General features: G+C 72.6%; 9 protein-coding genes and 1 tRNA gene. 3 read left to right on the forward strand and 7 right to left on the reverse strand.

The genetic code is table 11. The annotated features are described in order from the left end of the window. Positions 1–21: 21 nt before the first annotated feature. The gene (locus tag VE546_RS11515) at positions 22–1,011 is read right to left on the reverse strand and encodes an acetylxylan esterase (protein WP_324921280.1); all 990 of its coding nucleotides are present in this window, start codon (positions 1,009–1,011) and stop codon (positions 22–24) included. Between the two features lie 258 nt (positions 1,012–1,269). On the opposite strand from VE546_RS11515, the gene VE546_RS11520 reads away from it, so the two are divergent. Continuing rightward, positions 1,270–2,466: a thiolase family protein gene (locus tag VE546_RS11520; protein WP_324921282.1), complete on the forward strand. Its 1,197-nt coding sequence runs from the start codon at positions 1,270–1,272 to the stop codon at positions 2,464–2,466. Positions 2,467–2,545: 79 nt separating this feature from the next. After that, on the forward strand, positions 2,546–3,967 hold the full coding sequence (locus VE546_RS11525) for a lipase maturation factor family protein (protein ID WP_324921294.1): 1,422 nt from the start codon (positions 2,546–2,548) through the stop codon (positions 3,965–3,967). A gap of 13 nt (positions 3,968–3,980) precedes the next feature. Here the strand turns inward: VE546_RS11525 and VE546_RS11530 are convergent, their stop codons facing one another. The 6 genes from VE546_RS11530 to VE546_RS11555 all read right to left on the reverse strand — a co-directional run bounded on the left by VE546_RS11530 (position 3,981) and on the right by VE546_RS11555 (position 10,813). Next, positions 3,981–4,970 (reverse strand): zinc-dependent alcohol dehydrogenase family protein, encoded by a 990-nt coding sequence (locus tag VE546_RS11530; protein ID WP_324921284.1) that lies wholly within the window; start codon positions 4,968–4,970, stop codon positions 3,981–3,983. Further along, positions 4,967–5,842: a carbohydrate ABC transporter permease gene (locus tag VE546_RS11535; RefSeq protein WP_414720454.1), complete on the reverse strand. Its 876-nt coding sequence runs from the start codon at positions 5,840–5,842 to the stop codon at positions 4,967–4,969. Before VE546_RS11535 ends, VE546_RS11530 begins: the two co-directional genes overlap by 4 nt. Further along, positions 5,839–6,816, reverse strand: coding sequence for a sugar ABC transporter permease (locus tag VE546_RS11540; RefSeq protein ID WP_324921286.1), 978 nt, complete (start codon positions 6,814–6,816; stop codon positions 5,839–5,841). Before VE546_RS11540 ends, VE546_RS11535 begins: the two co-directional genes overlap by 4 nt. Beyond that, positions 6,813–8,171, reverse strand: coding sequence for a sugar ABC transporter substrate-binding protein (locus VE546_RS11545; protein ID WP_324921288.1), 1,359 nt, complete (start codon positions 8,169–8,171; stop codon positions 6,813–6,815). Before VE546_RS11545 ends, VE546_RS11540 begins: the two co-directional genes overlap by 4 nt. Positions 8,172–8,321: 150 nt before the next feature. Further along, positions 8,322–9,047 carry a DeoR/GlpR family DNA-binding transcription regulator gene (locus tag VE546_RS11550; RefSeq protein ID WP_414720455.1) on the reverse strand — a complete coding sequence of 242 codons (726 nt, stop codon included), beginning with the start codon at positions 9,045–9,047 and terminating at the stop codon, positions 8,322–8,324. Positions 9,048–9,493: 446 nt separating this feature from the next. After that, entirely contained in the window at positions 9,494–10,813 is a 1,320-nt protein-coding gene (locus tag VE546_RS11555) for an NAD(P)/FAD-dependent oxidoreductase (protein WP_324921292.1), read from the reverse strand. 384 nt (positions 10,814–11,197) lie between these two features. Between VE546_RS11555 and VE546_RS11560 the strand changes: the two genes are divergently transcribed. Further along, positions 11,198–11,271, forward strand: a tRNA-Pro gene (locus tag VE546_RS11560). Positions 11,272–11,326 lie beyond the last annotated feature (55 nt).

Below are 11,326 nucleotides of genomic sequence, written 5' to 3' on the forward strand. Positions count from 1 at the left end.
CCGGCGCGGTCTCCGGCACGCTCACGCGGCGGCCTCCGGCGCCAGGCCGCGCTCGCGCAGCCACAGCAACTGCTCGTACGGCTGTGAGGCGCGTCCGCCGCCGTGGTCGCCGAAGTGCCACACCCGGATGTCCTTGTCCTCCCCGGCGTAGCGGTGGTAGGCGGCGAAGACCGTCGACGGCGGGCAGACCGGGTCCATCAGACCGACGCTGAACAGCGCGGGGGCGGTGGCGCGGCGGGCGAAGTGCAGGCCGTCGAAGTAGTTCAGGGTGGCGAAGACGGCCTCGGGGTCGGTGCGCTGGTGCACCCCGAGGTAGTGGGCGATCTCCGGGTACGGGCCGAGGGAGGCCAGTTCGGCGCCGCGCCGGAAGTGGCACAGGAACGGCACGTCCACCAGCGCCGCCGCCACCTCCTCGGGGGCCAGCCCGGCCACGGCCAGCGCCAGCCCGCCGCCCTGGCTGGCGCCCGCCACCACCACCCGTGCCGGGTCCACCGCCGGGTGCTCGCGCACCGCGTCCACCGCGCGCACGCAGTCGGTCATCAGCCGCCGGTAGTAGTGGTGGGCGGGGTCGTCCAGGCCGCGGGTCATGAAGCCGCCGACGTACTGTGGAGTGACCGCCGGGTCCGGATCGGGGGTGTCGTGGCCCTGGCCCCGGCTGTCGACGACGAAGGTGGCGTAACCGGCCGCGCTCCACAGCAGGTGCTCGGTGTACAGGCCGCGTCCTCCGCTGTAGCCGATGTAGGTGACCACCGCGGGCAGCGGCCCGCGCGCGCCGCGCGGCAGGATCAGCCAGGCCGCGACGGGCTGGCCGTCCCAGCCGGGGAAGCGCGCGTCGTACACCTCCACGGTGTGCAGCGGCGCGTCCTCGATCCGCCGGTACCGCGCCGGGCCGGACGCCGCCGCCCGGGCCGTGGTGAGGGTCTTGGACCAGAAGGCGTCGAAGTCCCCGGGCTCGTCCACCTCGGGCCGGTAGGCGCGCAGTTCGTCCAGCGGAAGATCGGTCAGCGGCATGCGGGTGTCCGTCCCCTCGTCGCGGCAAGCGCTTCCCGGGCAACCTACGGGCCGTCCGGGCCCTGGTCAACGACGTTGCCGGCGCTCCGGCCGGGTCCCGGGGCGCGGCCCGGCGGCGGCCCGCCCGGCCGGTGACGGTGGCACCGCCGGGGCCCTGCCAGGGTCTTGCCGGGGCCCTGCTGCGGCCTCGCTGTGGCGTTGGCCATGTCCTCCGACGACCCCTGGCCATCGGGGGGCCGCCCTGCCAGGATCACTGTCATGGCCAACGATCTCCTCCGTGATGTGTACGTGGTGGATGCGGTGCGGACGCCGGTGGGGAAGTACGGCGGGGCGCTGGCGGGGGTGCGCCCCGACGACCTGGCCGCGCTGGTGGTGCGGTCGCTGGTGGACCGCGCCCCGGAGCTGGATCCGGTGCGGATCGACGACGTGGTCTTCGGCAACGCCAACGGGGCCGGGGAGGAGAACCGGAACGTGGCCCGGATGGCGGTGCTGCTGGCCGGTCTGCCGGTGACGGTGCCCGGGGTGACCGTCAACCGGCTGTGCGCCTCCGGGCTGGAGGCGGTCGTCCACGCCGCCCGCGCCATCGCGGTCGGGGACGCCTCGGTGATCGTCGCCGGCGGGGTGGAGTCGATGTCCCGCGCCCCCTGGGTGCTGCCCAAGAGCGACCGGCCGTTCCCGGCCGGGCACCAGCAGCTCTACTCCACCACGCTGGGCTGGCGGCTGGTCAACCCGAAGATGCCGCCGCAGTGGACCGTCTCGCTCGGCGAGGGCGCCGAGCAGATCGCCGACCGGCACGGCATCACCCGCGAGCAGCAGGACGCCTACGCGCTGGCCAGCCACGAGAAGGCCGCCCGCGCCTGGAAGGACGGCCGGTACGACGCCGAGGTCGTCCCCGTCGAGGGCGTGGACCTGGCCCGGGACGAGACCATCCGCGACAACACCTCCCTGGAGGCCCTGGCCCGCCTCAAGCCCGCCTTCCGCACCGGGGACGGCACCGTCACGGCCGGGAACTCCTCCCCGCTCAACGACGGCGCCGCCGCCCTGCTGCTCACCGACGAGGAGGGCCTGCGGGCCACCGGCCGCGAACCGCTCGCCCGCATCCGCGCGAGCGCGGTCACCGGCATCGAGCCGAACCTGTTCGGGCTGGGCCCCGTGGAGGCCGTCCGCAGGGCGCTGGCGCGGGCCGGCCGGTCCTTCGCCGACCTGTCCGTCGTCGAGCTGAACGAGGCGTTCGCCGCCCAGGTGCTGGGCTGTCTGGCCGAGTGGCCCGAGCTGGACCCGGCGGTGGTCAATCCGCGCGGCGGGGCCATCGCCATCGGCCATCCGCTGGGTGCCTCCGGCGCCCGGCTGGCCGGCGCGGTCGCCCACCAGCTCGCCGCCGCGGGCACCGGCACCGGCCTGGCCGCCCTGTGCATCGGCGTCGGGCAGGGCCAGGCCCTCGTCCTGGAGCGCTGACCCGCCCCCACCCGTACGGCCGCGGGCGCCGCCCGGGGCCGCCGCATGACGGCGGTCCCGGGTGGTACCCATGATCCCCATGGAGTGGTTCGAGGCGCCCGAGTACTGGCTGAGCCGACTGGTCCTCCAGCGCGCTCTGGCCGCCGTCTACCTCGTCGCGTTCGTCTCGGCGGCGCTGCAGTTCCGGGCGCTGATCGGCGAGCGCGGGCTGACCCCGGTGCCGGACTTCGTGCGCCGGGTCCCCTTCCGCCACTCCCCCAGCCTGTTCCACCTGCACTACTCCGACCGCTTCTTCGCGGCCGTGGCCTGGCTGGGCGCGGCGCTGTCGGCGGCGGTGCTGCTGGGGGCCGCCGACCGGGTGCCGCTGGCGGTGTCCATGGTGATGTGGGCGCTGCTGTGGGCGCTCTACCTCTCGATCGTCAACGTCGGGCAGACCTGGTACGCCTTCGGCTGGGAGTCCCTGCTGCTGGAGGCGGGCTTCCTCGCGGTCTTCCTGGGCAACGCCGAGGTGGCCCCGCCGATGCCGGTGCTCCTGCTGATGCGGTGGCTGGTGTTCCGGGTGGAGTTCGGCGCGGGCCTGATCAAGTGGCGCGGCGACCGGTGCTGGCGCGAGCTGACCTGCCTGTACTACCACCACGAGACCCAGCCGATGCCGGGGCCGCTGAGCTGGTTCTTCCACCACCTGCCCAAGCCGGTGCACCGGGTGGAGGCCGCCGCGAACCACGTCACCCAGCTCGTCGTCCCCTTCCTGCTGTTCGCCCCGCAGCCGGTGGCGAGCGTCGCCGCGCTGGCCGTGATCGTCACCCAGTTGTGGCTGGTGGCCTCCGGCAACTTCTCCTGGCTCAACTGGATCACGATCGTGCTCGCCCTGTCGGCCCTGGACAGCTCGCCCCTCGCCGGCGCCCCGGCGCACGACCGGGTGCCGCCGTGGTTCGTCGCCGCCGTCCTCGGGGTCACGGCGCTGGTGGTGGTGCTCAGCTACTGGCCGGTGCGCAACCTGCTCTCCCCCCGCCAGCAGATGAACCGCTCCTTCAACCCCCTCCACCTGGTCAACACCTACGGCGCCTTCGGCAGCGTGACCCGGCTGCGCCACGAGGTGGTGATCGAGGGCACCGACGAGGAGCGCGACACCGGGGACGCGCAGTGGCGGGAGTACGAGTTCCGGGGGAAGCCGGGCGACGTGCGCCGCCTGCCGCGCCAGTACGCGCCGTACCACCTGCGGCTGGACTGGCTGATGTGGTTCGCCGCCCTCTCCCCCTCCTACGCCGCCCCCTGGTTCACCCGGCTGCTGGAGAGGCTGCTGGAGAACGACCCGGCCACGCTGCGCCTGCTGCGCGTCAACCCCTTCCCCGCCGCCCCGCCCGCCCGGGTGCGCGCCCTGCTGTACCGCTACCGCTTCACCACCCGGCGGGAGCGGCGGGAGACGGGCGCCTGGTGGCACCGCGAGTTGGTCGGCCCGTACGGCCCGCCGGTCTCCCGGCGGGCCGCGGACGCCCGGTGAGGGCGGCCGTCCCTCACGGGGTCACCACGATCTTCCGTCCCACGCCCGCGGCGAACCGCTCCAGCGCCTCCGGGTAGCTCTCCAGGGGCAGCCGGTCGCTGATGAAGACCTTCGGGTCGATGATCCCCGTGGCGAAGAGTTCCGCGGCGCGCTCGTAGCTGTGGAGCACCGCCATGGAGCCGGTGATGGTGATCTCCTGGTTGTAGATCTTGTACGGCTCGATGGTGGCCTTGGTGGCGTAGTCGGAGACACCGAACTGCAGGAACGTTCCGGCCTTGGCGACGCGGCCCAGGCCGTCCTGGATGGCCGCCGCGTTGCCGGTGGCGTCGATGACGATGTCCCAGCCCTGCGGGCGGTCGAACTCGTCGGCGCCGGTCGCCGTGCCGGAGCAGCCGAGCAGCTTGGCCGTGGCCAGGCGTTCGGGGTTGACGTCCACGACGTCGACGCTCGCCGCGCCCGTGCGCTTGGCCAGCTCCAGCATCATCAGGCCCATCGTCCCGGAGCCGTAGATCAGGATGTGGGCGCCCATCCGCGCGGACAGCACGTCGTAGCCGCGCACCGCGCAGGACAGCGGCTCGATCAGCGCGGCGTCCTGGACGTCGACGTGCTCGGGCAGCTTGACGCAGTTGGCCACCGGGGCGACGGCGTACTCGGCCGCGCCGCCCGCGACGGTCACGCCGATGGCGGCCCAGCGGTCGCACAGGTTGTTGTGGCCGCTGCGGCAGTAGCGGCACTCGTGGCAGTACAGCGAGGGGTCCACCGCGACCCGGTCGCCCACCGCGACCTCGGTGACCTCGCTGCCGACACCGACGACCTCACCGGCGAACTCGTGCCCCGGCACGATGGGCAGCGAGGGCGCGAACTCACCCTGCAGGATGTGCAGGTCGGTTCCGCACAACCCGCAGGCGGCCACCTCGACGACCACCTCGCGCGGGCCCGGCGCGGGGTCCGGCACGGTGGTCACGACTGCCTTGCCGACGGACTCGATGACGGCGGCTTTCACTTCACGGCTCCTAGCGACAGGCCCTGGACCAGCTTGTCCTGGGCGGCGAACCCCGCGGCGAGCACCGGCAGGGAGATGACGACCGAGGCGGCGCACACCTTGGCCAGGAAGAGCCCCTGGCTGGTGATGAAGCCGGTCAGGAAGACGGGCGCGGTCTGCGCGGTCACCCCGGTGAGGACCCGCGCGAACAGCATCTCGTTCCAGCTGAAGATGAAGCAGATCAGCGCGGTCGCGGCGATGCCCGGCCCCACGACCGGGGCGATCACCCGGCCCAGGACGGTGGGCAGCCGCGCCCCGTCGAGCTGGGCCGCCTCGATGAGGGCGACGGGCACCTCGGAGAGGAAGGACTGCATCATCCACACCGCGATCGGCAGGTTCATCGAGGTGTAGAGGATGACCAGCAGCCAGATGTTGTCGAGCAGGCCGGTGTTCTTCGCGATCAGGTACACCGGCAGCAGCCCGGCCACGACCGGCAGCATCTTGGTGGACAGGAAGAAGAACAGCACGTCCCGCCACTTGCGCACCGGCCGGATGGACAGGGCGTACGCCGCCGGGAACGCCAGCAGCAGCACCACGGCGGTGGAGAAGACCGAGGCCATGACCGAGTTGATCAGCGGCGGCCAGGGGCTCGCCCCGCCCGCGGCGCCGAAGAACTCGCGGTAGCCGTCCAGGGTGAGGGGCGCGGCGAGCGAGGGCGGGTTGGTGGCGGCGTCGGCCTCGGAGTGCAGCGAGGTGAGCGCCATCCAGGCCACCGGCAGGAAGAAGACGATCCCGGCCAGCCAGGCCAGCAGTCCGAGGGCGGCGCTCCGGCGCCGGGCGCGGCGCGCGGCCGGCGGCAGGACGGCGGTCCGGGAGGAGACGGCGGACGTCACGACCGGGACACCTCCTCACTGAACAGGGACGAGACCACCCGCAGGGCGAAGGTGGCGATGACGATCGAGCCGATGACGACGAGGACGCCCGCGGCGGAGGCCAGGCCGTACTCGTGGGCCTTGTAGAAGGTGTGGTAGATCGTGTACGGCAGGTTGGCGGTGTCCAGCGACCCGGCGGTGAGCGTGAACACCGCGTCGAAGTGCTGCACGATGTAGATCGAGCCCAGCAGCGCCCCCAGCTCCAGGTAGCGCCGCAGGTGCGGCAGCGTCAGGTAGCGGAAGATCTGCCAGGTGCCGGCGCCGTCCAGGCGGGCGGCCTCGATCATCTCCAGCGGACGGCTCTGCAGCCCGGCCAGCAGGATCAGCATCATGAACGGCGTCCACTGCCACACCAGCGAGGCCTCCACCGCGACCAGCGGCATCTCGGAGATCCAGTCCGGCTGTGCGGGACGGTCCACCCCCACCAGGGAGCCCAGCCAGGTCAGCGAGCCGTTGAGCAGCCCGTACTCGGGGTTGTACAGGGCGTGCTTCCACAGCAGCGCGGCGGCGATGGGGACCACCAGGAAGGGCGCGATGAGCATGGTGCGCACCACGCCGCGCCCCCGGAACGTCCGGTCCAGCAGCAGCGCCAGCGCCAGCCCGAGGACGAGGCTGACCAGGACCACGGTGACGGTCAGCAGCGCCGTGGTGATCACCGAGGCGCGCAGGTCCGGGTCGGAGAGCACCGAGGCGTAGTTGGACAGGCCCGCGAACTCCCGGGCGTCGGGGTCGAGCGCGTACCAGTCGAAGAAGGAGATCACCAGCGTCGCCACGAACGGGAGCTGGGTGACGACGATCATGAAGACCAGGGCGGGCAGCAGCGGGGCGCGGGTGGCCCAGGCCCGCAGCCGGCCGGGCTCGGCCGGCCGGCCGGGGACGGCCCGGGGTGGGGAGGCGGTGGGCGGCGAGGACGCCGCCGCGAGCTGTGCGGTCATCGGTCCCGGTACTCCTTGCCGACCTCTTCGGCCAGGCGCTGCGACTTCTCCAGGGCCTTCTCGACGGACTGGCGTCCGGCGATGGCCGCGCTGATCTCCTGGGAGACCTTGGTGCCCAGGTCGGTGAACTCGGGGATGCCGACGAACTGGATGCCGGGGGCGGGCCTCTTCTGGACGCCCGGGTCGCGCGGGTCGGCCTCGGCGATGGCGGACCGCGTCACCTCGGCGAAGGCCCCGGCCTCCTGCTTGTACTGCGGGTGCTCGTAGGTGGAGGCGCGCTTCCCGGCCGGGACGTTGGCCCAGCCGATCTCCTTGCCGACCAGCTCCTCGTACTCCTTGCTGGAGGCCCAGGAGATGAACTTCCAGGCGTTGTCGGCGTTCTTGGACGCCTTCTGCATGCCCCAGGCCCAGGTGTAGAGCCAGCCGGAGCTCTCGGTCTTCTCCACCGGGGCCGGCACGTAGCCGATCTTCCCCTTGACCGGGGAGCCGGCGGCCTCCAGCGACCCGGCGCCGGCGGTGGCGTCGTACCACATGGCGGTCTTGCCCTGGGTCATGTTGTTCAGGCACTCGGCGTAGCCGGCCTGGGCGGCGCCCGCCTCACCGTGCTTGCGCACCAGGTCGACGTAGAACTTCACGGCCTTCTTGGTCTCGGGGGAGGTCAGCCGCGCGTTCCAGTCCTGGTCGAACCAGGTGCCGCCGAAGGTGTTGACGACCGTGGTCAGCGGGGCGATCACCTCGCCCCAGCCGGGGAGGCCGCGCAGGCAGATGCCCTTCATGTCCTTCTCGGCGGCGTCCACCCGGGCGGCGAGGTCGGCGACCTGCTGCCAGGTGGGCTTCTCGGGCATGGTCAGGCCGTGCCGGGCGAAGACGTCCTTGCGGTACATCAGGAAGGACGACTCGCCGTAGAAGGGCTGGCCGTAGAGCTTGCCGTCCTCGCCGGTGAGCGAGAGCTGCATCGGCGGCAGGACGTCGTCCTGGTCGAACGCCCTGTCCTTCTCGACGTAGGAGTCGAGGGCGTGCAGCCAGCCGTTCTTCGCGTAGATGGGCGCCTCGTAGTTGCTGATGGTGGCGACGTCGTACTGGCCGGCCTGGTTGGAGAAGTCCTGGCTGATCTTGTCGCGGACGTCATTCTCGGGCAGGACCGTGAAGTTGACCTTGATCCCGGTCTCCTTGGTGAAGTGCGCGGCGGTGAGCTTCTGCAGCTCGACCATCGGCGGGTTGTTCACCATCAGGACGTTGATGGAGTCCCCTCCCGAGGAACCGGTGCCTCCGGCTCCGCTGCAGGCCGCCAGGAGGGCTCCGGCCGCTGCCGTGGCGATCAGTGCACGCGCCGGGTGTCGGCTCGGTGTGCGCATGTCGGGCTCCTTGCTGGTGTGTGTGGTGCTGTGTCGGGTGGCCGACGCGGGGCCGGACGCGGGCGTACGGTGCCGTACCGCCCGCGGCGCGTGCTCGCGTGCGGTGTGTCTGGGATCGGTTGTCGGGTCCGGGGTCGCCGCCGGGTCCGGTCACACCCGGACGACGTGCGGCCCCAGGAGTGAGTAGCGGTGCGCCTCGGAGGAGGGCAGCGCGGTGCTGGTGATGATCGTTTCGAAGTCGGAGACCTCCGCGAAGCGGCAGAAGGTGACCGCCCCGAACTTGGTGTGCGTCCCGACGAAGACCCGGCGGCGCGCGGCCCGTACGGCCGCCGCCTTCACCTCGCCGACCGCCGGATCGGGTGTGGTCAGCCCGTGGTCGCGCGAGATGCCGTTGGCTCCGACGAACGCCAGGTCGATGACGAATCCGGAGAGCATGCGGGTCGCCCAGTGGTCGACCGTGGCCAGGGTTCCGCCGCGCACCCGGCCGCCCAGGAGCAGCACGGTGAAGTTCTCCTGCTTCGCCAGCACGCCGGCGGTGGCCAGGGAGGTGGTGACGACGGTCAGCGGCCGGTCGCGCGGCAGTGCCTCGGCGATGAGCTGTGGGGTGAAGCCCTCGTCGATGAACAGCGTCTCCGCCTCGCCCACCAGGTCGGCGGCGGCTGCGGCGATCCGCCGCTTCTCGGGCACGTTCAAGGTGGTGCGGAAGGCGAGGGTCGTCTCGAACCCCGCGCTCTCCACCGGGTACGCGCCGCCGTGGGTGCGCCGCACCAGGCCGTGGTCCTCCAGGACCCGCAGGTCGCGGCGGATCGTCTCCTTGGCGACGGACAGCTTCTCGGCGAGCGCGGCGACGTCGACCGCACCGGCGCGGCGGGCCATGGCCACGATCTCCCGCTGCCGCTCCTCGGCGTTCACGGCCACGCTCCTCCCTGGCTCGATTTCCCCGCCCGTACCGACCCGGACGTGCCCGTTCGGGCCTGTGGGGAGATTTGTACAGGCAGCGGAGGGGTCTGACCAGATTCTTTCCCGGAAGGATAGTGACCGTTTGTGCCCGTTTCGCAGGGCACCCCCGGCCGCGGATACCAGGGGTGGAGCGCTCTCAGGCCCGTTCGGGCCTGCCCGTATGACCTGCAGTAATGCCCGCTCTGTGACCGTTATCGGGCCGTTACGGCACCACCGGGTGCCCGCGGCGGGCACGATCGGCCCGCCGCGGGCACCCGGTGGTGTCGGAAGGGAGGTTTTCCGGCCGTCTCACCGGACGTCCCGGTGCGGCCCCCGCGCGTTCTCCGTGTGCCTCCTGTGCGCCCCCGCGTCCCGGGCCCGGTTCAGCGGGGCACGCGGGCCGTCTCGGGCGAGGCGGTGTCCAGCGGCACCGACCAGGAGCGCACCAGGCCGAGCTGCACCGCCTGGCGCCGCAGCACGGCGTCCAGCGCCCAGTCGGCGGCCACCCGGATGCGGTTCCCCGGCATCGCGGCGAGGTGGTAGCCGCGGGTGACGAGGCTGGCGATCGGACCCGACAGCGGCACGCCGAAGGGGTTGGCCGCCGCCTGGAGCCCGCCGAGGTCCACCACGAAGCCCAGGTCGCTGTGCTTGTACGGGCGGCGGGTGCCGACGCCGTAGGAGGCCGCGATGTTGAGCGCGGCCGTCTTGCCCTGCCGGTGGGCGTGCTGGGCGGTCATCGCCGTGTACTGCCCCGGATTGGTCAGGTCCGGCACCGCGGCGGCGTCGCCGCAGGCGAACACGTCCGGGTGGCCGGGGACGTTCAGGTACTCGTCGACCACCAGCCGCCCCCTCTCGGTCGGCAGGCCGAGCTGCTCCACCAGCGGATCGGGCCGCACCCCGACGCACCAGATCAGCGAGCGGGTGGGGATGAACTCCCCGGTGCTCAGCAGCACCCCGTCCTTGGTGGCCTCCTTCACCGAGGTCTTGGTCCGTACCTCCACCCCGCGCTTGCGCAGCACCCGGTGCGCGGTCCGCGCCAGCTTCTCGTCCAGGCCGGGCAGCACCCGGTCCGCGATGTCGATCAGCATCCAGCGGGGCCGGGTGTCGGCCCGCATGCCGCCGGGGCTGCGGGCGTGCTGGCGGGCGAGCGAGTCGGTGAACACCTTGCCGTGCGCGGCCACCTCGGTACCGGTGTAGCCGGCACCGACGACCACGAAGGTGCAGCGCGCCTGGCACTCGTGCGGATCGTCGCCGGCGGCGGCGAGCGCGATCTGCCGGCTGATGTGGTCACGCAGGTACAGCGCCTCCGGCATGCCCCGGAACCCGCGCGCGTGCTCGGCCACGCCGGGGATGGGCAGCAGCTTGTTCACGCTCCCGACGGTGAGGACCAGCCGGTCGTAGCCCAGCTCCCCCTCACGCCCCTCGGGATCGGTGTAGGCGATCCTCCGCCCGTCGAGGTCCACCTTGTGTACCTCGCCCAGCACCAGCCGCACCTTCGGCAGCGTCCCGGCCAGCGACACCGAGACCCGGCGGGGCTCCAGGATCCCCGCCGAGACCTCCGGCAGCAGCGGCAGGTACAGGAAGTAGTCGTTGGGGTTCACCAGGACGATCTCGGCCGCCCCGCGGAGCTTCCGCGACAGCGTCCTGGCGGTCTGGTAACCGGCGAACCCTGCTCCGACGATCACAATCCGGGAACGGCTCACGTGCGACTCCAGTCCTTGGGACCAACGGCCAGGGCAATCGCGTTTCCCGCCAGCGCCCCGGCAAACCCGGCCCCGAGGGCACGCCCGCGCCCCGGAGCCGCACCGTCGGGCCGGGCTCCGTCCCGCCCTCTCCTCCCGGGCGACCGCGCGGGACGGCCCCCGACCGGCTCGTGCGCGCGCCGCCCCCGGGCCCGCGGGGGCACGCCGCATCCCGCACGGTGAGCGACGGGGTCGTCACGCAGGGCTTGACCGGACCAACCGCCCGCGTCCCCCGGGCCACCGGGGTCCCCGCCTCCCGACCTGGTGTGCGCAAGCACCCTCCGAAGTGCGGTATGGTTTCCGTGCGCGATCGGCGAGGGGGAAAACCCCGAGCCGGGAGAGCACCGGGACGTGGCGCAGCTTGGTAGCGCACTTGACTGGGGGTCAAGGGGTCGTGGGTTTAAATCCCGCCGTCCCGACACGGTGAAGCAGCGGGTCTGCCGGATACGGCAGGCCCGCTGGTTCATGTTCGGG

The sequence above is a fragment of the Streptomyces sp. genome, from assembly GCF_035644915.1.
Taxonomy (GTDB): Bacteria; Actinomycetota; Actinomycetes; order Streptomycetales; family Streptomycetaceae; genus Streptomyces.